General features: G+C 72.4%; 18 protein-coding genes and 1 riboswitch. Of the genes, 3 read left to right on the top strand and 15 right to left on the bottom strand.

Features of this window, described 5'->3' with window-relative positions; all coding sequences use genetic code 11:
• Positions 1–38 precede the first annotated feature (38 nt).
• Positions 39–2,567: an FtsX-like permease family protein gene (locus ACIBCJ_RS22590; RefSeq protein ID WP_365981484.1), complete on the top strand. Its 2,529-nt coding sequence runs from the start codon at positions 39–41 to the stop codon at positions 2,565–2,567.
• Between the two features lie 85 nt (positions 2,568–2,652).
• Here the strand turns inward: ACIBCJ_RS22590 and ACIBCJ_RS22585 are convergent, their stop codons facing one another.
• The 14 genes from ACIBCJ_RS22585 to ACIBCJ_RS22520 form a co-directional block, all read right to left on the bottom strand.
• A complete protein-coding gene (locus ACIBCJ_RS22585; protein WP_365981485.1) occupies positions 2,653–3,969 on the bottom strand; it encodes a cyclopropane-fatty-acyl-phospholipid synthase family protein in 1,317 nt (438 codons plus the stop codon).
• Between the two features lie 312 nt (positions 3,970–4,281).
• A complete protein-coding gene (locus ACIBCJ_RS22580; RefSeq protein ID WP_362097815.1) occupies positions 4,282–5,706 on the bottom strand; it encodes an NAD(P)/FAD-dependent oxidoreductase in 1,425 nt (474 codons plus the stop codon).
• Between the two features lie 486 nt (positions 5,707–6,192).
• Positions 6,193–7,134 carry a Ppx/GppA phosphatase family protein gene (locus ACIBCJ_RS22575; RefSeq protein WP_362502294.1) on the bottom strand — a complete coding sequence of 314 codons (942 nt, stop codon included), beginning with the start codon at positions 7,132–7,134 and terminating at the stop codon, positions 6,193–6,195.
• Positions 7,131–7,691 (bottom strand): DUF501 domain-containing protein, encoded by a 561-nt coding sequence (locus ACIBCJ_RS22570; RefSeq protein ID WP_365981510.1) that lies wholly within the window; start codon positions 7,689–7,691, stop codon positions 7,131–7,133. The genes ACIBCJ_RS22575 and ACIBCJ_RS22570 overlap by 4 nt, the downstream gene beginning before the upstream one ends.
• A 49-nt stretch (positions 7,692–7,740) precedes the next feature.
• Positions 7,741–8,226, bottom strand: coding sequence for a cell division protein DivIC (gene divIC / locus ACIBCJ_RS22565; protein ID WP_362098037.1), 486 nt, complete (start codon positions 8,224–8,226; stop codon positions 7,741–7,743).
• Positions 8,227–8,348: 122 nt separating this feature from the next.
• Positions 8,349–9,629 (bottom strand): phosphopyruvate hydratase, encoded by a 1,281-nt coding sequence (gene eno, locus ACIBCJ_RS22560; RefSeq protein WP_133890589.1) that lies wholly within the window; start codon positions 9,627–9,629, stop codon positions 8,349–8,351.
• A gap of 344 nt (positions 9,630–9,973) precedes the next feature.
• Complete coding sequence (locus tag ACIBCJ_RS22555; RefSeq protein ID WP_362502300.1) at positions 9,974–10,702, bottom strand: transglycosylase family protein; 729 nt, start codon at positions 10,700–10,702, stop codon at positions 9,974–9,976.
• Positions 10,703–10,705: 3 nt separating this feature from the next.
• A riboswitch (cyclic di-AMP (ydaO/yuaA leader) is annotated at positions 10,706–10,873 on the bottom strand.
• Positions 10,874–11,050: 177 nt separating this feature from the next.
• On the bottom strand, positions 11,051–12,109 hold the full coding sequence (locus tag ACIBCJ_RS22550) for a transglycosylase family protein (protein ID WP_365981486.1): 1,059 nt from the start codon (positions 12,107–12,109) through the stop codon (positions 11,051–11,053).
• A gap of 144 nt (positions 12,110–12,253) precedes the next feature.
• Positions 12,254–13,573: a cytochrome P450 gene (locus ACIBCJ_RS22545; RefSeq protein ID WP_362502305.1), complete on the bottom strand. Its 1,320-nt coding sequence runs from the start codon at positions 13,571–13,573 to the stop codon at positions 12,254–12,256.
• Positions 13,570–14,547, bottom strand: coding sequence for a nucleoside triphosphate pyrophosphohydrolase (locus ACIBCJ_RS22540; protein ID WP_362502308.1), 978 nt, complete (start codon positions 14,545–14,547; stop codon positions 13,570–13,572). Before ACIBCJ_RS22540 ends, ACIBCJ_RS22545 begins: the two co-directional genes overlap by 4 nt.
• 76 nt (positions 14,548–14,623) lie before the next feature.
• Positions 14,624–15,277, bottom strand: coding sequence for a SurA N-terminal domain-containing protein (locus tag ACIBCJ_RS22535; RefSeq protein ID WP_362097796.1), 654 nt, complete (start codon positions 15,275–15,277; stop codon positions 14,624–14,626).
• Positions 15,278–15,459: 182 nt separating this feature from the next.
• Complete coding sequence (gene pkaE / locus ACIBCJ_RS22530; RefSeq protein WP_365981487.1) at positions 15,460–16,992, bottom strand: serine/threonine protein kinase PkaE; 1,533 nt, start codon at positions 16,990–16,992, stop codon at positions 15,460–15,462.
• The gene (locus ACIBCJ_RS22525) at positions 16,989–17,636 is read right to left on the bottom strand and encodes a hypothetical protein (RefSeq protein ID WP_365981488.1); all 648 of its coding nucleotides are present in this window, start codon (positions 17,634–17,636) and stop codon (positions 16,989–16,991) included. Before ACIBCJ_RS22525 ends, pkaE begins: the two co-directional genes overlap by 4 nt.
• Positions 17,637–17,821: 185 nt before the next feature.
• Positions 17,822–19,861, bottom strand: a complete 2,040-nt coding sequence (locus tag ACIBCJ_RS22520) for an N-6 DNA methylase (protein WP_365981489.1) — start codon at positions 19,859–19,861, stop codon at positions 17,822–17,824.
• Positions 19,862–20,066: 205 nt separating this feature from the next.
• Here ACIBCJ_RS22520 and ACIBCJ_RS22515 point away from each other — a divergent pair, with 205 nt between their 5' ends.
• Complete coding sequence (locus ACIBCJ_RS22515) at positions 20,067–20,567, top strand: hypothetical protein (RefSeq protein ID WP_365981490.1); 501 nt, start codon at positions 20,067–20,069, stop codon at positions 20,565–20,567.
• A 33-nt stretch (positions 20,568–20,600) separates the two neighbouring features.
• Here ACIBCJ_RS22515 and ACIBCJ_RS22510 read toward each other — a convergent pair whose 3' ends face one another.
• Positions 20,601–21,377, bottom strand: coding sequence for an HNH endonuclease family protein (locus ACIBCJ_RS22510; protein WP_365981491.1), 777 nt, complete (start codon positions 21,375–21,377; stop codon positions 20,601–20,603).
• 146 nt (positions 21,378–21,523) lie between these two features.
• On the opposite strand from ACIBCJ_RS22510, the gene ACIBCJ_RS22505 reads away from it, so the two are divergent.
• The gene (locus ACIBCJ_RS22505) at positions 21,524–21,718 is read left to right on the top strand and encodes an antitoxin (RefSeq protein WP_362097779.1); all 195 of its coding nucleotides are present in this window, start codon (positions 21,524–21,526) and stop codon (positions 21,716–21,718) included.
• Positions 21,719–21,834 lie beyond the last annotated feature (116 nt).

Here is a 21,834-nt window from a genome sequence, read left to right as displayed (position 1 = left end):
CCCGCCTTCCGCCCCGTACGTCTGGACGAAGTAGACCCATGTTCCGTACCGCCTTGCGCAACGTCTTCGCGCACAAGGCCAGGCTGTTGATGACCGTGCTCGCCGTGATGCTCGGCGTGGCGTTCGTCTCCGGCACCCTGGTCTTCGCCGACACCCTCTCGAACGCCTTCCGCAACCAGTCGGCGAAGAGCTACGACGTCGCCGTCGCCGTCACCTCGCACGCCGACCCGGACAACCCCAAGGAGGAGCCCGGCCTCTCTGGCAAGGACCTCGACCGGATCTCCGCCGTGGACGGCGTCGCCGGGGTGTACGGCCGGGTCGAGGGCTTCGCCGGGGTCGCCGACCCGGACGGGAAGCTCATCGGCGTCGGCTGGTCCAACAAGGGCTCCAACTTCGCCCCCGGCGAGGACGGCAAGGACACCGCCTACACGTTCACCGACGGCGCGGGCCCGGTGAAGGACGACCAGGTCGCCCTGGACGAGGAGTCCGCGGCCAAGGGCGCGTACGAGGTCGGCGACCGGGTGCGCGTCGCGACCAACGGCCCGGTGCGGGAGTACACCCTCAGCGGGGTGTTCACCACCGAGGACGGCGCCGTCAACGCCGGCGGCAGCCTGGTCCTCTTCGACACCGCCGTCGCCCAGCAGCAGTACCTCCGGCCGGGCTACTTCGAGACGGTCACCGTCACCGCCGCCCCCGGCGCCGACGACACCCGGATCCTGCACGCGGTCGAGCCGCTGCTGCCCGACACCGCCGAGGCCCGCACCGGCAAGGCGCTCGCCGACGAGCAGGCCGAGCAGATCGAGCAGGGCCTGGGCAACCTCAAGCAGGTCCTGCTCGGCTTCGCGGGCATCGCGCTGTTCGTCGGGATCTTCCTGATCTCCAACACGTTCACGATGCTCGTCGCCCAGCGCACCAAGGAGATCGCCCTGATGCGGGCCGTCGGCGCGTCCCGCCGGCAGATCACCCGTTCGGTGCTCGCCGAGGCCGCGGTGGTGGGCCTGGTCGCCTCGGCCGTCGGCTTCGCCCTCGGCGTCGGCCTCGCCGTCGCACTGCGCTCCGGCATGGCCGCGGCCGACATGAAGATGCCGGACGGTCCGCTGGTCCTGTCCGCCACGCCGGTGGTCGCGGCGTTCGCGGTGGGCGTGCTGATCACGGTGTTCGCCGCCTGGCTGCCCGGCCGCCGGGCCGCGAAGATCCCGCCGGTGGCGGCCATGAACAGCGTCCACGCGGTGGCCACCACCAAGTCGCTGGTCGTGCGCAACTCGATCGGCGCGGCCGTCACCGCCCTCGGTGCGGTGGCGATCGTGGCCGGTGCCTCGACCGGCGGCGACGACGGCCGGATCTACATCGGGGCGGGCGCGTTCTTCGCGCTCATCGGTGTCATCGTCCTGATCCCGCTGCTGTCCCGGCCCGTGATCGCACTCGTCCGTCCGCTGCTCGTCGGGCCCTTCGGGGTGGCGGGCAGGCTGGCCGGCCAGAACGCGGTCCGCAACCCGCGCCGCACCGGCGCCACCGCCTCCGCGCTGGCGATCGGCCTGACGCTGGTGACCGGCCTGTCGGTGCTCGGCGTGACGGTCGGCGCCGCCATCGACAAGATGACCACGGACAACATCAGGGCCGACTACATGGTCACGATGGCCAACGGCGGCGACCTCGACCGGTCCGCGCTGACGGCGCTGGAGAAGGCGAAGGGCGTGACCGCGGTCTCGCCGCAGCAGTCCGCCTACTTCCGGGTCGACGGCGACTACGTGTCGGCCTCCGCCGTCACCTCGGGGGACATCCAGAAGGTCCTGGCCGTCGACGTCGTCGACGGCAGCGCGGACTCGCTCGCCGAGGGCCGGATCGCGGTCGCCGAGAAGACGGCGAAGAGCAAGGGCTGGAAGACCGGCGACACCGTCCCCGTCACCTTCGACGACGACGAGAAGGCCACGCTGACGGTCGGCGCCGTCTACAAGGACAGCGAGTTCCTCTCCCCCGTCCTCGTCGACCGGAAGGTCGTGGACCGGCACGAGGCGAAGCCGTCCATCCGGGAGATCTTCGTGAAGGCCGACGGCGGGCAGTCCGCGGCGAACGAGAAGGTCCTCGTCGACGCGCTGGGCGACAACCCCGCGATCACCGTCATGGACCGGCAGGACATCCGCGACGAGTTCGGCGGCGCCATCAACACCCTGCTGAACGTCATGTACGGCCTGCTGGCGATGGCCCTGATGATCGCGGTGCTGGGCGTGGTCAACACCCTCGCGATGTCCGTCTTCGAACGGCAGCAGGAGATCGGCATGCTGCGCGCGATCGGTCTGGACCGGCGCCGGGTGAAGCGGATGGTCCGCCTGGAGGCCGTCGTCATCTCGGTGTTCGGCGCGGTGGTCGGCATCGGTCTCGGCACGTTCCTCGGCTGGGCGATCGGCGAGACCGTCGCCGACCAGATCCCGGGGTACGCGCTGGTCCTGCCCTGGGACCGGATCGGGATCTTCGTGGTGCTGGCCGGCCTGGTGGGCGTCCTGGCCGCGATGTGGCCGGCCCGCAACGCCGCCCGGCTGAACATGCTGAACGCGATCAAGGCCGAGTGACCGACACCCCCTGGCCGCGAGGCGGTACGCCGAAAGGGCCGGGCTCCCCGCACGGGGTGCCCGGCCCTTTCGGGTCGTGGGCGGATCAGGTCAGAGCGGGCGGGCCCCACACGCGGGCCCGCAGCGGCATCCCGGAGGCGCCCGTCTCGGGCGTCTTCACGGCGAGGACCTGGTTGACGCCGATGCGGTTGCGCTCGAAGGCCAGCGCGGAGGCCGCCATGTACAGCTGCCAGACCCGGGCCCGGCCGGGGCTGACCAGCCGGGTGGCCGCCGCCCACTCGGACTCCAGGTTGGCGACCCAGCGGCGCAGCGTGAGGGCGTAGTGCTCGCGGATCGACTCCACGTCGCGCACCTCGAAGCCGGCGCGCTCCAGCTGCGTGACGGTGGTGCCGACGGGAGCCAGTTCGCCGTCGGGGAAGACGTAGGCGTCGATGAACTCGTCCACGTTGTAGGCGGACTCGTCACGCTGCGGACGGCGGGCGATCTGGTGGTTCAGCAGCCGTCCGCCGGGCTTGAGGAGCTGGTGCAGGTCAGTGGCGTACTCCAGGTAGCGCTCGGCGCCGACGTGCTCGGCCATCCCGATGGAGGAGACGGCGTCGTACGGCCCGTCCGCGACGTCCCGGTAGTCCTGGACCCGGATCTCCACCCGGTCGGTGAGCCCCTCGTCGGCGACGCGCTTGCGGGCGTAGGCGGCCTGTTCCTGGGACAGTGTCACGCCGACGACGCTCACGCCGTGCTCGCGGGCCGCGTGGATCGCCATGGATCCCCAGCCGCAGCCGACGTCGAGGAGGCGCTGACCGGGCCTCAGGTCCAGCTTGCGGCTGACGAGTTCGAGCTTGTCCCGCTGGGCGTCCTCCAGGGTGCCGCCGTCGGCCGGCCGGGCGGACCAGTAGGCGCAGGAGTACACCATGGAGGGGCCGAGGACGAGTTCGTAGAAGTCGTTGCCGACGTCGTAGTGGTGACTGATGGCCCGCTTGTCGGTGCGCTTGGTGTGCAGGTGGCCGCGGGCCCGGCGGACCTCCTCCGGCGGCGGGGCGGGCGGCAGCGGCGGCCCGGCGAGCTTCACCAGACCGCGTACGGCGGCCCGTACCTCGGGGTCGCGCAGCGCCTCCAGCAGAGTGCGGGCGTCGTCGCCGCGCTCCCAGACGAGGCCCGCCATCAGTTCGAGGGCGGTGTAGAGGTCGCCGTCGACGTCGACGTCGCCGGCCACCCAGGCGCGGGCCAGGCCCAGTTCACCCGGTTTGAACAGCAGCCGGCGCAGGGCCCTGCGGTTGCGGACGACGAGGGTCGGCGCGCCCGGCGGACCCGCCTGCGAACCGTCCCAGGCGCGGATGCGCACCGGGAGTGGTGCTCCCAGCAACTGTTCGAAGAGGTTCTGCAGCCGCAGCGCGGCGTCAGCCATGGCGTGCCTCCGTGACGAGCGATCCCGGAATGTCCGACACCACGTAAACACCTGAGGACCCGCCGTACAGTCCCCGGCGCGCGTTACGACTCGGCAAAATAGCTGTACCCACCAACAACATTGCCGCCCCGTCGGCGCGGCGCACGCGGCGCGCGCCCGACGCGCCCCCGGCTCCCGCACAGCCCGAAGGGGCCGCCCGCACCACGGATGGCGGACGACCCCTTCGGACAACTGCTGGAACCGCTGGTACTGCTGATGCTGTGACTGTGCTGCTGCGACTGCCGTGCCGCCGCTGCCGCGAGCGGCCGGGAGTCAGGAGGCCTTGGCCTCGGTCTTCTCCTGCTTCTCGGCCTTCTCGCCCGTGACGCCCTGGTCGACGGGCCGCGCCGCGGCGGGCTTCGGGGCCGGCTTGGCGGCCTCGTAGAACTCCTCGCGCGGCGTCTCCATCGCACCGAGGGAGACGACCTCGCGCTTGAGGAACATGCCGAGCGTCCAGTCCGCGAAGACACGGATCTTGCGGTTCCAGGTCGGCATCGCCATGCCGTGGTAGCCGCGGTGCATGTACCAGGCGAGACGGCCCTTGAGCTTGATCTTCATCTTGCCCATGACGATCATCGCGACGCCCTTGTGCAGGCCGAGGCCCGCGACCGCGCCCTTGTTGGCGTGGCTGTACTCCTTCTGCGGGAAGCCCCGCATGCCGGAGATCACGTTGTCGCCGAGGACCTTGGCCTGGCGCAGCGCGTGCTGGGCGTTCGGCGGGCACCAGGCGTTCTCGTTGCCCGCCTTGCGGCCGACCAGGTCCGGCACCTGGGCGTTGTCGCCCGCGGCCCAGATGTAGTCGGTGCCCTGCACCTGGAGGGTCGGCGCGCAGTCGACGTGACCGCGCGGGCCCAGCGGCAGACCGAAGCGGGACAGCGCCGGGTTGGGCTTGACGCCGGCCGTCCACACGATGGTGTTGGAGTCGACCTCGAGGCCGTTCTTGAGCACCACGTGGCCGTCGACGCAGGAGTCCATGGAGGTGGACAGGTAGACCTCGACGCCGCGGCCTTCGAGGTGCTCCTTGCCGTACTGGCCGAGCTTGGGGCCGACCTCGGGGAGGATCTTGTCGGCGGCGTCCACGAGGACGAAGCGCATGTCCTCGCGGGAGACGTTGTTGTAGTACTTGGCCGCGTCGCGGGCCATGTCCTCGACCTCACCGATGGTCTCCGCGCCGGCGAAACCGCCGCCGATGAAGACGAAGGTGAGCGCCTTGCGGCGGATCTCCTCGTCGGTGGTGGAGTCGGCCTTGTCCAGCTGCTCCAGGACGTGGTTGCGCAGGCCGATGGACTCCTCGATGCCCTTCATGCCGATGCCCTGCTCGGCGAGGCCGGGGATCGGGAAGGTGCGGGAGACCGCGCCCATGGCGATGACCAGGTAGTCGAAGGGCAGCTCGTACGCCTCGCCCACCAGCGGGGCGATCGTGGCGACCTTGCGGTCCTGGTCGATGGTGGTGACCCGGCCGGTGAGGACCTCCGCCTTCGGAAGCACGCGCCTGAGGGGGACGACGACGTGCCGCGGGGAGATGCTGCCGGCGGCGGCTTCGGGGAGGAAGGGCTGGTAGGTCATGTACGACCGCGGGTCGACGACGGTGACGGTCGCCTCGCCGTAACGCATCTTCTTCTGGATGCGTCGAGCTGCGTACAGGCCTACGTACCCACCGCCTACTACGAGGATCCTGGGACGCTCCGTGGTGCTCATGCCATCGAGTATCCACCCGACCGAGGGGGGTGGTTCGTGCGCCCCTTCACAAGGTTCGGTGGAGGCTGTGCTACCATCCGCCGCCGAAGTGACGGAGATCATGGCGGGCGAAGGAACCAGCGTGTAGGGGACCCCGTTGTCAATGCCGCGTGAGCTGCACCTCCGCGCACCCGGGACGGTGAACCACCCCTCCGGAGGGGCTCCGCGCACCCCTCTCGAAACACCGTCCTGAACGCGTTCAAAGGGCAGTTGAAAGCCCAAAAGGGTCAGCGAGCGCGCTTTCCCAGCCCGACGGGCCCGATTTCCTTGTGAAGAACTTCACGAACTTTGCCGACGGGATGTCGCCGACGCGCCCGAGCGGCCCCCCGGAACCCGCTCAATCGTCGTCCGTCCTGCTCAGACCGCTGCCGCAGGACCCGCCCGAGCGCCTCGCGAGCGCCGCCCGGGCGCCCCGCGGACGCCCCACGAGCGCCCCGGGCGGGTGCTTCAGGCGAGCGACCAGGCGATGCCGTCGAGGATGTCGTGCTCGCTGACGACGACCTCCTGCGCGCCCGTCCGCTCCATGACCGCCAGCAGTACCAGCGCCCCGGCCGCGATCACGTCGACCCGGCCCGGGTGCAGGGAGGGGACCGCCGCGCGCTCGGCGTGGGAGGACCGCAGCAGCCAGTCGGTGATCTCGCGGACCCGGTCGTGGGAGACACGGGAGTGGTGGATGGCGGCCGAGTCGTACTCGGGCAGCTCCTGCGCGATCGCGGACACCGACGTCACCGACCCGGCGAGCCCCACCAGCGTGCGCGCCTCGCGCAGCGGCACCGTCCGCTCGGCCAGGTCGAGGGCCGCCTCGATGTCGGCCCGCATCGCCGCGACCTGCGCCTCGGTGGGCGGGTCGGTCACGGCGCCGTCGTGCACCAGGTGCCGCTCGGTCATCCGGACGCAGCCGACGTCCACGGAGCGGGCGGCGCGCACCCGGTCGTCGCCGACGACGAACTCCGTGGAGCCGCCGCCGATGTCCACGACCAGGTAGGGCGTGTCGAGGTCCGCGCGGCCGGTCAGCTCCTTGGTGGCGCCGGTGAAGGAGAACGCGGCCTCCTGGTCGCCGGTGATGACCTCCGGCTCGACACCCAGGATGTCCAGCACCCCGCGCACGAAGTCGTCCCGGTTCTCCGCGTCGCGGGAGGCGGAGGTGGCCACGAAGCGCAGCCGCTCGGCGCCGTGCTCCTTGACGACCCCGGCGTACTCGCGGCACGCGGCGAAGGTCCGCTCCAGCGCCTCGGGCGCCAGCCGGCCGGTGCGGTCGACCCCCTGGCCGAGCCGCACGATGGTCATCCGGCGGTCCAGGTCGGTCAGCTCGCCGGTGGCCGGGTCGGCATCGGCGACCAGCAGCCGGATGGAGTTAGTACCGCAGTCGACGGCGGCGACACGGGTCACTGGACGTCCTCCTGGTCGGTCGGGCCGGCCGGATCGGTCGGGTCGGCGGGGGTCACGCACGGCCCCTTGCGCCACCACTCGGGCAGCATCGCGATCGCCTCGTCGCCCAGCGGGTTGACGCCGGGACCGGCCGCCAGCGAGTGGGCGACCAGCACGTGCAGGCACTTCACACGGTCCGGCATGCCGCCCGCGCTCGGGAAGCCGGTCAGCTCCTCGATCTCGTCGCGGCGCCGGACGTAGTCCTCGTGCGCGGCACGGTAGGCGGCGGCCAGCTCCGGGTCGGCGGCGAGGCGCTCGGTCATCTCCTTCATCACGCCGTTCGCCTCCAGCGTGCCGATCGCGGAGGCCGCCCTCGGGCACGTCAGGTAGTACAGCGTCGGGAAGGGCGTGCCGTCGGGCAGGCGCGGTGCCGTCTCCACGACGTCCGGCTGTCCGCACGGGCAGCGGTGCGCGATGGCGCGCAGGCCCCGCGGCGGGCGTCCGAGCTGCTGCTTGAAGGCCGCCACGTCCGCGTCGGTCGGCTCGGTGCGCGGGGTGGTCGGCGGGGGAGTCTGCATGGCTGTCTTCTGCTGGTCTTCCTGTTGAGTCACTGCCGGCACGGTCGGTTCACTGCCGGCGGGCGGCGGCGGCGTCGGCCTTGTCGACCCCGTCCCACACGTTGCGGTACCAGGGGCGGTCGGCGGCGCCGGCCTGGGCGCGGGTCTGCTCGGCCGCGTCCGGGTCGACGACGACGAACCCCGTCTCCCCCGGCATCACGTAGTGCAGCCGCAGCCGGACCTGCTGCTCGGCGTAGGCGTCGTCCTGCCAGCGCGCCTTCAGGTCGCGCAGCTCCTCGACCCGCTGCCGGGTCTCCCGCTGCTCCTGCCGGAGATCGGCGATCTCGGCGCGCTGGGCGACGTACTGCCGGATCGGGTAGGCGAGCGCCACGACGAGCGAGCAGAGCACCATGGCGAGCAGCGCGGCCCGGCCGGTCAGCCGGGAACGCCGCGCCTGGCGCTTGGTCTGCGAGCGGTAGACCCGGGCCGCGGTCTGCTCCCCGATGATCCGGATCCTGGTCGCGGTGGAGAAACGGTCCCGGTCCTTCACCGCCATGTCGCCCCGCCTCAGCCTTCGTGCGTCGTCCGTCATACGTGCGTACGTCCCCGCACACGGTACGGGACCGAGTACGGGGACGTACGTACGACGCTGCCTCTCGCGGGGCTTACGGGGTGCGGTCAGCCCTTGAAGCGCGGGAAGGCGCTGCGGCCGGCGTACACCGCTGCGTCGTCGAGGATCTCCTCGATGCGCAGCAGCTGGTTGTACTTGGCGACGCGCTCGGAGCGGGCCGGGGCACCGGTCTTGATCTGGCCGCAGTTGGTGGCGACGGCCAGGTCGGCGATGGTGACGTCCTCGGTCTCGCCGGAGCGGTGGGACATCATGCACTTGAAGCCGTTGCGCTGGGCCAGCTCCACGGCGTCCAGGGTCTCGGTCAGCGAACCGATCTGGTTGACCTTGACCAGCAGGGCGTTGGCCGAGTTCTCCTCGATGCCGCGGGCCAGGCGCTCCGGGTTGGTGACGAACAGGTCGTCGCCGACGAGCTGGACCTTGTCGCCGAGCTTGGCGGTGATGGTGTTCCAGCCGTCCCAGTCGTCCTCGAACAGCGGGTCCTCGATGGAGACCAGCGGGTACGCCTCGACCAGCTCGGCGTAGTACTCCGTCATCTCGGCGGCGGAGCGGTTCTTGCCCTCGAAGGAGTAGGAGCCGTCCTTGTAGAACTCGGACGCGGCGACGTCGAGCGCGAGGGCGATCTGCTCGCCGGGGGTGTAGCCGGCCTCCTTGATCGCCTCCAGGATGAGGTCGAGCGCCTCGCGGTTGGAGCCGAGGTTGGGGGCGAAGCCGCCCTCGTCGCCGAGGCCGGTGGCCAGGCCCTTGTTCTTCAGGACCTTCTTGAGGGTGTGGTAGACCTCGGCACCCCAGCGCAGGGCCTCGGAGAAGGACTCCGCGCCGATCGGGGCGATCATGAACTCCTGGATGTCCACGTTGGAGTCGGCGTGCGAGCCGCCGTTCAGGATGTTCATCATCGGCACCGGCAGCAGGTGCGCGTTCGGGCCGCCCAGGTAGCGGAAGAGCGGCAGGTCCGACGCCTCGGAGGCGGCGTGGGCGACGGCGAGGGAGACGCCGAGGATGGCGTTGGCGCCGAGCGAGCCCTTGTTGTCGGTGGCGTCCAGGTCGAACATGGCCTGGTCGATCAGGCGCTGCTCGGTGGCGTCGTAGCCGACCAGCTCCGGGCCGATCTGCTCGATGACGGCCAGGACGGCCTTCTCGACACCCTTGCCGAGGTAACGGCCCGGGTCGCCGTCACGGAGTTCGATGGCCTCGAAGGCACCGGTGGAGGCGCCGGACGGAACGGCGGCACGACCCGTGCTGCCGTCGTCGAGGCCGACCTCGACCTCGACCGTGGGGTTGCCTCGGGAGTCCAGGATTTCCCGGGCTACGACGACGTCGATGGACGGCACGAGCATCTCCTTCTTCAATGTGACGCTTCGGTGTGACGCGCGGGTCCCGCAGGACCGCGGCGGCTCTGCGGGACCGAGCCTAACCGGCCCGGGGCGATCGGCCAGCCGATCGCCCACCCGCTGGACAGAACCGAGAGTAAATTGTTTCCGAACGGAACAAAGACGTTTCCGGAAACCGGGACCCAACCAGTGCCGGGCGCGGGGGCCGACGCCGGGCGGGCACCGGCCGGGTCCGCGCCGGGCACGGGAGCGGACTCCCGTCCGGGCGCCCGACGCGAAAAAGCCCGCCCCGGTGCGTACGGGGGAACACGCACCGGGGCGGGAGTCGCGGGAGCCGCCGCCGTTTACTTCAGGTGCAGCTGCTGGCCCGGGTAGATGAGGTCGGCGTCGTCGACGATGTCGTCGTTCAGCTTGAACAGCTTCGCCCAGCCGCCCTTGACGTCGTGCTCGTGGGCGATCGTGCTGAGGGTGTCGCCCTTGACGACCTTGTACTCGCCGTCACCCTTCTCGACCTTCTTGCCGGTCGGGGTGGTGACGGTCTTCTTCTCGGCGGGCTTGTCGGCCTTCGGCTCGGCGGCCGGGCGCTCCTCGGAGCGCGAGGCCTTCTGCTCGGTGGAGCGCTCGGCGGTGGAGCCGCCGCTCTGGCTCTGCGAGCCCTCGGAGCTGCCGGAGCCGCTGTCCGAGCCGCCACCGCTGTACGCGGCACCCGACAGGCCGGTGCCGCAGACCGGCCAGGCACCCTTGCCCTGACCCGCGAGGACCTTCTCGCCGATCTCGATCTGCTGCGCCTTGCTCGCCTGGTCGGCGGTGGAGGCGTACTGCGTACCGCCGTAGGCGGCCCAGGTGGAGGCGGAGAACTGCAGACCGCCGTAGTAACCGTTGCCGGTGTTGATGGACCAGTTGCCGCCGGCCTCGCACTGGGCGACGGCGTCCCACTCGGACGCGGTGGCGGCGGAGGCGTTGCCGGCCGCCATCAGCGGGGCGGCGACGGCGGCACCGGTGACGCCGGCGACGGCGATGACACGGGTGGCCTTGGACGGACGACGGTGCTTGCCCTTGCTGGAAAACAGCATGGTTGATCCCCTCACCGACGCCTGCGAGGTGAGCTGTCGGGTTCGGGCCGGTTGAGTTGCCCGGCCGGGTTCCTCGCGGAACTCGGCTCCACCCCTAGCCGCTCCGGCTCAACTGCCCCGGTGCGGCACTTACCTTGGGTCCCCCGCTCCTGCCTTCGGCGCTTGACGCGACGACTGTTCCCGTACGGCCGCTGGCAGGATTCGGCGTTGCGGCTGTCGGGGCCCGCGGTGGCGAGCGGTCACGACCGTAGACACGCGCTCCGCGGATTTTCAAAGACGATCACGGCTTCTGAGACCTATCTCTCACGAGATCCAAAAGGGACATATGATCTCCAACCGTGACGCGAACTACCCCTGCTTTTCGACCGATTCGCCCGTGACCGTGAGCGTCTGACCGGGGAGGATGTGGTCCGGGTCGGCACCGACGACCGTCTTGTTGCCGGCGTACAGCGCGTGCCACCCGCCGTCGACGCCAAGGGAGTCGGCGATGGCCCACAGGCTGTCCCCGGAACGGACGGTGTACGCACCGTCCTCGACCTCTCGCGGCTCACCGTCGCGCGAGGCGTGCCGCCCCGCCGTCTCGTCCGCGCGGCCCCTGCCGCCCGCATCCTCGTCCGCACTGTCGCCGCGGTGCCGTCCGGAGCCGGACGCCCCCTCGCCGCCCTGCTGTTCGGCACGGGCGTCGGGGTCGGATTCGGCGGAAGTGTCCGACTTGGTGGACGAACTCGCGTCACCGGACGACGCCTCGGAGGGGGTGCCGGCCGGCGAGGAAGAGGGCGAAGGGGACGAAGGGGGCGCTTCGTTCGCATCGCCCGAGTCGGACTTCCCGGTCGACTCGGAGGACCCTGAAGACCCTGAGGACCCGGAGGCGTCGGAGGACCCCGTCGACCGGGACGACCCCGACGACTCGGATGCATCGGGCGTTTCGGTGGCCGTCGGCGACCCGGCCGACCCGGAGCCGTCGGTCTTGCCCGACGCGTCCGAACCTTCCGACGCACCGTCACCGGCCGAGCCGCCGCCCACGGCTCCCGAGTCGTTGCCCAGACCGGCGAGCAGGCCGCAGGTCGGCCAGGCGGCGATGCCCTGGTCCGCGTGGACCTTCTCGGCGATCCGTATCTGCTGCGAACGGCTTGCCTCGTCGGCGCTCGGGGCGTAGTCGAGGCCGCCGTACCGCTCCCAGGCCTCCTGGGACAGCTGCAGGCCGCCGTAGTACCCGTTGCCGCTGTTCTGGCTCCAGGCGCCGCCGGTCTCGCACTCGGCCACCTGGTCCCAGGTCGCCGAGTCCGCCGCGTGGGCGCCGGTGGCACCGAGCAGCGGGATCGCGATGGCGGAGCCGGTCACACCGGCGGCGACGACCAGAGCGGGAGCCTGGCGGGGGCGACGGTGACGACCGTTCCCGGAGAGCATGCGACGACCTTTCACGAGACGACGGGGACCCACGCGGCGGATGACGCTCGACACCACGTTGATCCGTGAACGTATAGGGAGATCATCACTAGTCACAAGTTCATGCCGCGCAGATCACGTGAAGATCACAGAGTTGAGCGCGTGTCACTTTTGCGTCGGTGATCCACCGCGGTCGGCCGGCGCCGCGTGCGGTGTGAACGACACGGGCAACGTACGCAGACCGCGCATGATGAGCCCGCCGCGCCACCTCAGTTCGGCCGGGTCCGCGGCGAGGCGGAGGTCGGGCAGCCTGGTGAGGAGCGTGGCCAGCGCCGTCTGACCCTCCAGCCTGGCGAGCGGTGCGCCGAGGCAGTAGTGGATGCCGTGGCCGTACCCGAGGTGCTGGCTGTCGCGCCGGGCGAGGTCCAGGGTGTCCGGGTCGGTGAACCGCTCCGGGTCCCGGTCGGCGGCGGCGAGGACGACGAGGACGGGGTCCCCGGCCGCCACGTCCTGTCCGCCGATGGTCAGCGGCCGGGTGGCGAAGCGCCAGGTGGCCAGCTCCACCGGGCCGTCGTAGCGGAGGAGTTCCTCGACACCGGTCTCCAGCAGGCCGCGCTCGCCGGCGGTGAGGGACGTCTGCAGCCGCTCCCGCTGCTCGGGGTGGGTGAGCAGCGCGTACGTGCCGTTGCCGATCAGGTTCACCGTGGTTTCGAACCCTGCGAAGAGCAGGATGAAGGCCATGGCCGCGGCCTCGTTCTCGGTGAGGTGCTCGCCGTGGTCGGAGGCGCGGATCAGGCCGGAGATGAGGTCCTCGCCGGGGGCGGGCTCGGGCGGCAGTGCGGCGCGCTTGCGGTGGATGAGGTCGGCGAGGTAGCCGCGCATCTTCTTCACCGACCGCGCGACGCCGCCTCGCGGGCCGCCTCCGTGACGGATCATCATGCCCGCCCAGTCCCGGAAGTCGTCCTGGTCCTCGCGGGGGACGCCGAGCAGGTCGCAGATAGCGTAGATGGGCAGCGGGAAGGCGAAGTCGTGGATCAGGTCGGCGGAGCCGGTGGCCGCGAACCGGTCGATGAGGCCGTCGGCCAGCTCCTGCACCCGGGGGGCGAACTCGGCCACCCGGCGGGGCGTGAACGCCTTGCTGACCAGTCGGCGCAACCGGGTGTGGTCCGGCGGGTCGATGTTCAGCAGATGGGTCATCAGCTCGGCCTTCCGCTCCCCCGGAATGCCGGTCTTGCCCTTGGCGTGCGCGGGCTCGTCGTGGTGCGCCGGGTTCTTGGACAGCCGCGGGTCGGCGAGGGCCTGCTTCGCGTCCGCGTACCGGGTGACCAGCCAGGCCTCCACTCCGCTGGGCAGCCGGGTGCGGTGCACGGGGGCGTGCCGGCGCAGCCAGGCGTAGGCCGGGTAGGGGTCGCTCGCGAACTCCCAGGTGAACAGCTCGGGGGCGGGGCCGGAAGCGGGGCCGGGGGCGGGCGGGAGGCCGGTCATCCCTCGACCGCCCGGATCGCGTCGCGGTAGGTGCGGGCCGCTGCTCTCAGGGCCGCTTCGGGGTCGGTGCCCTCGGACTCGGCGCGGGCGGCGAGGGCGAGGAGCTGGTAGCCGATGCCCTCGCCGGTGGGCAGCGGGACGGGCAGGCCCGCCGTGCGGACGCGGGAGGCGAGCTTGGCGGCGAGGGCGAGGCCGGGCTGGCCGAGGGGGACGCCTTCGGTGACGGAGGTGCGCTGCTTCTCGGCGGCCTTGGTGCGCAGCCAGTGGGCGCGGACCTCCTCGGGGGTGTCCGCCTTCTCGTCGCCGAAGACGTGCGGGTGGCGGTGGACGAGCTTGTCGACGATGGTGCCGGCCACGTCGTCGACGGAGAACGGGGCGTCGGGGTCGTCCTCGGCGATGCGGGCGTGGAAGACGACCTGGAGGAGCACGTCGCCGAGTTCTTCGCGCAGTTCGTCGCGGTCGCCGTCCTCGATGGCCTCGACGAGTTCGTACGCCTCCTCGATGGCGTACTTGGCCAGGCCCCGGTGGGTGCGCTGCGAGGACCAGGGGCATTCGAGGCGGATGCGGTCCATGACCTGGACGAGGTCGAGGAGGCGGGCGCCGGGGAGGTCGTAGGAGGCGGGGAGCAGTTCGAGGTCGGGCATGCGGACGCGGCCGGAGCCGGCGAGGCGGGCCAGACCGTCGGTGAGCGCGGGGTCGCCTTCGCCGGTGGCGACGACGACCGCGGTGCGGCCGCCGGCGCAGGCGTCCACCAGCTCCTCGGCGGTGGGGGCCGCCTCGTCGACGCGGACGCCCGCCTCGCGCAGGTACGGCAGCTGCGGGTGGGCTCCGTCGGCGCACAGGACGCGGTCGGCGGTGCGCAGGGCCTGCCAGGCGGGCCAGGACAGCAGGCCGGGGGCGACCCGGTGGCTGGTGGTGAGCAGGACGATGCGGCCCTGGCCGGGGGTGGTCGCGTCGGCGGTGGTTGCGTTCACTCCCCGAACCTAACGCACGCCGCCGACGGCCCCCCGAGTTGTCCACAGGGGGCCGTATCGTCGCTGCTCAGTGGGGCTATGCGGGCTGCTGGACCTCGGCCGCCGCGATCTCCCGCAGCCACGGCGCCGGTGCGTCGACGCGGCCGCTCTTCTGGACGTCCCAGGCGCCGTAGCGCGGGTTGAGGTCGATGTCGAGCTTCTTGGAGGCGTCGGACAGGGCCTGCCAGAACTCGGGCCTGCTGGTGTCGGTGCCGAGGCTCTGGGCGAGTTTCTGGGCCTCCAGCTGGACGCGGAGGTTGTCGTCGAGGCGTGCGGGGGCGACGCCGTACTGCTGGAGCCAGGCCGTCTCCAGCTGCCGGGGGCCGCCGGCCTGTTCCTCCAGGCCGCCGCGCATGCCCTCGACCTCCTTGCGGCTGACGGTCACGCCGGCGTCGCGGGCGGCGCGGTGCAGGACGCGGTCGAGGACCATGCCGTGCAGGGTGTCGCGGGTGAGGGTGCCGGTCTTGGCGACGACCTGCTCGTACTGGGTGTCGTCCGGGACGGCGGCGCGCTGGGCCTCGCGCACCTCGTCGACGCGGTTCTCCAGTTGGGCGACGGTGATCCGCTGGTCGCCGACGACGGCCGCCGCGCCCGGATGCGCGTCGTTGCCGCAGGCGGTGAGCAGGGGTGCCGCTGCGGCGATCGCGGCGGTGAGGAGAAGCGCGGAGCGACGGCGGCTGCGGCGGTGCAAGGGAACCTCCCGTTTGGAGATTGTGCGACGGTGCACAAAGTCTTGCGATGATCGATGTTAGGCAGTGGCCCGGCTCTGGCCAACCCATTGGACCAACGATTCATCGGGACTTCGGGCACCGCCTCGCGCCCGCCCGGGCCCGGCGGCCTCCGGGTGGTGGCCGGGCGGCGGCCGGCCGGTGGTCAGCCGCGCACCTGGCCGAGCCACTGGAGGGTGCGCCGGATGTCGGCGGCGAGCGGGTGGCCGGGGCCGTGCAGGCGCTCCACGTCGTGCAGCAGGCGGACCAGTGTGTCGTGGGCGGCGGCGCGGTCGCCGAGGGCGAGCAGGAGGTGGCCGATGCGGCGCCGGACGTCGTGGGCGAGGTCGGGGTCGCCGGCGACGTACTGGTTCTCGTAGTACGGCAGCAGCCCGCGGTACTCGGCGAGGGCAGCGGCGGGTTCGCCGAGCTGTTCCAGGCACTGGGCGGCGTCGTAGCGGTGGCGCAGGGACTGGGGGTCGGCCTGGCCGGCCTCGGCGGCGCGTTCGTCGGCGAGGCGGCGCAGCTCGGGCAGGGCGCGCCGGTACTGGCCGTCGTCCATGAGGGTCGCCGCGTACTGCTTGCGCAGGGTGCGCACGACCGGGGAGCGCTCGCCGTGCTGTTCGGCGGCGGCGGGCAGGATGGCGCCGAGGATGTCGACGGCCTGGGTGATGCGGCCTTCGCCGAGGAGGCGTTTGACGTCGTCGACGGCGCGGGCGACGTCCGGCTTGGCGGCCTCGGCGGCGGGCGGTACGGGTGCCGGTTGCGGCGCGGGGGTGCGGGCGCGGTCGGGCCAGGGGGCGTGCGGGCGCACGAAGGGGCGGGTGGGGTCCAGGGGGCCGCCGGTGGGCATGCCGCGCGCGGGCAGCAGCAGGGCCAGGTGCTCGTAGACCTCCTGGGCGGAGTCGGGGCGGTGCTGCGGGTCCTTGGCGAGCAGGCGCAGGACCAGGGCTTCGAGCGCCTCGGGGACCTCGGGGCGGACGCGGCGCACGGGCAGCGGCGGCTCGTACAGGTGCCGGTGCAGCACGCCGAGGGCGGTCGAGCCCGCGAACGGGACGTCGCCGCTGAGCAGTTCGTGCAGCAGCACGCCGAGTGCGTACAGGTCGGTGTAGGGGCCGACGGCGCCGCCCATGGCCTGTTCGGGCGCCATGTAGGCGGGTGAGCCGATGGGGGTGCCGGTGTGGGTGAGGCGGGTGGTGTCGGCGTCCATGACGGAGGCGACGCCGAGGTCGAGGACGGTGACGCTGCCGTCCTGTCTGACCATCACATTGCGCGGTTTGAGGTCGCGGTGGACGATCGGCACGGCGTGCACGGCGCTCAGTACGGCGCACAGCTGGGCGGCGACCGCGACGGCCCACTGCCAGGGGTACGGGTCGTGCTCGGCGAGGTGGTCGGAGAGGTCGGCGCCGTCGACGTACTGCATGACGAGGAAGAGTTCCTCGCCCTCGCTGCCCGCGTCGTGCACGGTGACCAGGCCGGGGTGGTCGACCTGGGCGGTGATCCGGCACTCGCGCACGAACCGGCGGCGCAGTTCGTCGGCCTCCTGTCCGGCCACCTTGTCGGGGCGCAGCAGTTTCACGGCCACGCGCCGGTCGAGGCGCCGGTCGTAGGCCGTCCAGACCTGGCCCATGCCGCCCTGGCCGATGAGCGTGGACAGCTCGTACCGGCCGGCGACGACGCGTCCTGTCGCCACGGTCATCTTCCGCTCTGGTGGGGGCCGCCGCCCGGGTGGCCGCCGTCGGGACGGCCGCCGCCGGGACGGCCGCCGCCGTCGTGGTGGCGCAGGTAGTCGCTGAGTTCGTCGAGCTCGGCGCGGACCTGGTCGATGCGGGCCGGGGCGGCCGGCGGGTGCTGCGGCGGCGGGGTCTGGTACGGCACGGCCGGGGTGTGCGCGGGGGCGGGGCCGGGGACCGGGGCGTAGGGGTACGGGGGCTGCGGGTGTCCGTAGCCGGTGGCGGGGGCCGGGAACGGTGCCGGGCCGGGGTGTCCGGCGGGGAGCTGCCGCTGGTGGTGCCGGATGTCCGCGTAGAGGAAGTAGCCGGCGCAGGCGCAGGCGTTGAGCAGCAGGATGATCATGCCGGTGGTGCCGGCCGGGCTGCTGAAGTCGTCGGTGTCGTCGGTGGCCAGGAAGCAGAAGCTGACCACGAGGACGGCGGCCGTCGCCGCGAACGCCCACCAGTCGCGCGGGCGGCGGCTCGTGATCGCCGCGTACAGGGGTGAGATCCAGGCGAGGAACCCGATGCTCAGCAGGGGCAGGGCCACGAAGAAGACGCGCAGCAGGACCAGCACCGCTGTGCTGGGGCGGCGCGGCGGCGGTGGCGGCGCGTAGCCGTGGCCGTGCATGACTTCTCCTGGAGACCTGAGGCCCGGAGGACCGGATGACCGGTGACCGGGGGACCGGACGATCCGACGGGCGGGACGTGCACCGGGCGACCGGTGCGGGGTCGAGCGTATAGGCCGACACGGACGAGCGGCTCGGGGTTGTACCGAACCGTTGTCGTCCTGGTCACTTCGCCCGCGCCGGCCGCTCAGCCGGGGGTCGCCGTGCCGTCGGTGAGGCCGTCGTACATGCCGCGCACCAGCTGCTCCCCCAGCCGGCCCGCGAGCCGCAGCGCGCGCTCGAACTCGTCGAGGGCGCGGAAGCGTTCGCCGTAGCCGCGCTGGGCGTCGAGGGGGAGGCGGGGCAGCTGGAGGCGCCGTACGTCGAGGCGGGTGGCGGTCGAGGCGTAGCTGCTGGCCTGCCGGTGGTTGGCGGTGCCGCGCAGGAACCCGGCGAGGAACCAGGGGTCGAGGGCGGCCGGGTCGGGGCGCAGGAGCACGAGGTTGCGTCCCAGGGCGGCGCCGGCCGTGGCGTCGTCGATCACGCGGGCGACGGAACCGCCGCCGAGGACGGGCACGACGACGTCGCCCGGCTCGGTGAGCACGGGGTCCTCGTCGCTCTCCTGGAGGGTGCCCGAGGGGCCGGTCCCGGTGAGGACGTCGTGGTCGGTGAGGACGGGCACGCGCGCGTGGCCGCCGTTGGTGCCGGTGCGCAGGACGAGGGCACCGGCGCGGGCGAGTTCGCCGACGGTGGTGAGCGGCCGGTGGTGCGCGGTGCGCCCGGGGCCGGGCGGCGCGGGGGCGAGCCGCGCGGTCAGCCGCAGGGTCTCGTCGAGGCGCTCGCGTACGTCGGTGAGCCGTGCGGCGTCGCCGGTGGCGGTGGGCGGCGGCAGGTGGCGGGCGGGGGCCAGGTCGACGTCGTCGTCGAGGAGGTCGATGACGGGCAGGCAGCGGGCCAGGCCGGGCCGTTCGTCGAGCCGGCCGGTGCGGTCGAAGTCGCGCCAGACGTCGAGCAGGGTCTCCCGCACGGACCGCCAGTCCGGACCGCCGCGTCCCTCTCCGGCGAACTGCCCGGTGTCGGCGAGCAGTACGCCGGGCTGGGCCGGTGCCTTCTCGGGCCTGCGCAGCACCCACAGGTGCAGGGGGAGGTTGTACGGGGGCGCCGCGCCGAGGGGCAGGGCGATGACGGCGCGCAGCGCTCCCCGGCGCAGCAGGTCGGCGCGGACGCGGCGGCCGGAGCGGCGGGAGGCGGCGGCGGGCGGCATGAGGACGACGACGCCACCGCCGTCCCTGACGCGGGCCAGGGCGTGCTGGACCCAGGCCAGTTCGGACTCGGTGCGGGCCGGGAAGCCGTACTCCCAGCGGGCGTCGTAGGCGAGTTCGTCGTGGCCCCAGTTGCGCTCGTTGAACGGGGGGTGGCAGAGCGCGGCGTCGGCGCGCAGGCCGGTGCGGGCGTCGGCGCGCAGGCTGTCACCGGCGGCGATCCGCACGGCGGCGTCCGTGCTCAGGGCGAGCCGCAGGGCGGTGAGGGCGGCCAGGCCGGGGTCGCTGTCCTGGCCGTACAGCTCCTGCCCGGGCCGGGTGGTGCCGGCGGCGGCGCGCAGCAGTGCGCCGGTGCCGCAGGCGGGGTCGAGGACCGTGCGGGCCGGGCCGGCGAGTTCGGCCATCAGCTCGGCGAGGGGGTCGGGGGTGAGGGTGTAGTGCCGCGGGTTGGCGTCGAGGTGCCGGCCGAGCAGGAACTCGTAGGTCTTGCGGGCGCCCGGTCCGGCGGCGAGCTCGGCGACGCCGCGCAGGAGGGGGGCGGAGGGGAGCAGCCGGGGGCCGGTGGGGGTGGCGACGGTGCGCTCGGGGCCGGTGCCGAAGCGGGCGTCGAGCACCTGGCCGAGGGCCGCGGGGAGCATGGCGGCGAGGCGTTCGTCGGAGCCTGCGCTCGCTTCCAGCCACAGGGTCGGACGGTCGTGGATGAGCAGGAGGACGCAGCCCGCGTGTGCCAGGGCGGTGAGCGGTCCTTCGGGGTGGCCGGCGAGTTGCTGCCAGACGCGTTCGCGCGGGGGGACCTCGGCGAGTTTGCCCTGGGCGCGCAGCCAGGCCTCCACGTCGGCGAGGGCGAAGGAGGGGCTGGTCTCGGTGCCGCCGACCGGTTTGGGGAAGTCCGCGTGCCGGCGGCGCCAGTTGCTGACGGCGGCGCGGCCGACGCCGGCGAGCCGAGCGATGCCGGCGGCGGTCACCTCTGTCCCGTTGTCCTGCACGGTCGGGCCCCCTCGTCCTGGTGTGTGACGCCGATCCTACCGATGCGCGAGGCCCGACCCCGGTTCACATCGTGTACTGACCGACCCCTGTGAACTGTGTTGACTCGATTCACAAGCTCTGGTGTCATTGACGCATTGAACCGACCGGGGTGACAAGCCTCGGTTCACGGTCGTTCGAGCTGTCTCTGGGGAGAGGACTGACGTCATGGGTATGAAGGCCAAGATCGCGCTGGGTGCCGTGGTGGGGATCGCCGTCATCGGCGCGGTGTCGGCGAACGCGGGCGACGGGGACGGTGACACCGGGAGCGGCAGCCGGACCTCCGCCGGCGCGGGCGAGAAGCCGGGCGGCGCGAAGACGGACGGCGACGCGAAGACGGACGGCGCCTCCGACGCGAAGCCCGCCGAGGACAAGGCCGTCGAGAAGGCCTCCCAGGCCGAGCAGTTCAAGACGTTCGTCAAGAAGAACGGCTCGGCCAACGAGCAGGACGCCGTCTCCCACGTCACCAAGGTGCAGGGCGCCGACGAGCAGAACGACATCCTCGACGCCGCCGACGTCTACACCGACTTCACCGGCGGCATCATGGGCGAGGGCACCGGGCCGGCCAAGCTCATCGCCTCCGCGTTCGCCGACTGGAAGGACAGCGAGAACGGTCTGGTCACCATCTACGACGCCGACGGCGAGCTGCTCGGCAACGGCCAGTTCTGACGGCGGACGGCGACCGGAGGGACGGTGCGGCCGTCAGCCCCCGCACTGCTCGGACATCGCCGCCTTGTCGGCCTTCGTCACCGCCAGTTCGTACTTGGCCGCGACCTGGGCGAACCGCACCGCGTACGCGCAGCGCACCGGCTTGCTGGGCGGCAGCCAGGAGGCCGGCCCGGAGTCGCGTTTGGCGGAGTTGGCGCGTCCCTCGACGGGGAGCAGGTTGAGCGGGTCGTTGGCCAGCTGCTCGCGCTTGCCCTCCGGCCACCGCGAGGAACCCATCTGCCAGCTGTACGACAGCGGCACGACGTGGTCGATCTGAACTTCGCTCGCCTTCTGCTTGCGCCACTCGATGCTCGTCCCGGTGTACGGGTCGTCCAGCGTCATGGCGATGACCACGCAATCGGAGCCGGACCGGAAGCGCACCTCCTGGCCGTCGCGCTTGAGCAGGTCGTTGCGCGTGTCGCAGCCGTTGCGGGCGAGCGGGACACCGTCGGCGGTGTCCATCCAGGCGTAACCGAACTCGTCGCGGTCGTACCCCGTCTTCGGTCCGCGCCCCTTGGTCGCCAGGCCGTCGATCAGTTTGCGGGCCTCGGCCTGCGGGCTGTCGCCCGCGACCGGGGCGAGGCCCGGTTCGGTGCCGTCCGGGTTGCCCAGCGGGCTGACGGCGTGGCCCGCGGCGGGGGCCTCGGCGCCACCGCCGCCCGTGGCCGGGGTGTCGCCGCCCGTCTCCAGGCCTTCGCAGCCGGTCACCAGCGCCAGGGCGAGGGCCGCGCCCGCGGCCCATCCGGTGCGGATCCTGCTGTGCCGCCTCATGTGCGCCCTCCCCTGGCCGTTCGCGACCACCACCGTAGCGAGGGAGCGGTGCGCGCCATAGCGGGCCTTATTCGGACGGTAGTGGGCACTCGGGACATATCTGTCGTACGGTCGACAGTGAGTCACGTCTCGGAAGGAGCTCCTGCATGGGCATCCTCGACAAGATGAAGAGCATGGCCGGCAAGGACAAGGACAAGTCCCGGAAGATGTCCGACACCGCCGAGCGCCAGGTCAACCAGAGGACCGGCGGCAAGTACGAGAAGCAGGTCGACGCCGCGCAGCAGCAGGCCGAGGGCAAGCTCGGCTTCGGACGCGACCAGGGCGGCGGCCGGGAGCACTAGCGGCCTCCCGCGGCCTGACACGTCGAAGCCGTCCACGGGACCACCCCGTGGACGGCTTCTTCGGCTTCTTCGGCGGCTGAACCGCCTCTTCGGCGTCCGCGACGTCCGGTGCGGGC

Origin of the sequence: Streptomyces sp. NPDC051136 (assembly GCF_044455745.1) — a bacterium.
Classification (GTDB): Bacteria; Actinomycetota; Actinomycetes; order Streptomycetales; family Streptomycetaceae; genus Streptomyces.
This window is presented reverse-complemented; position numbering and strand designations above follow the sequence as displayed.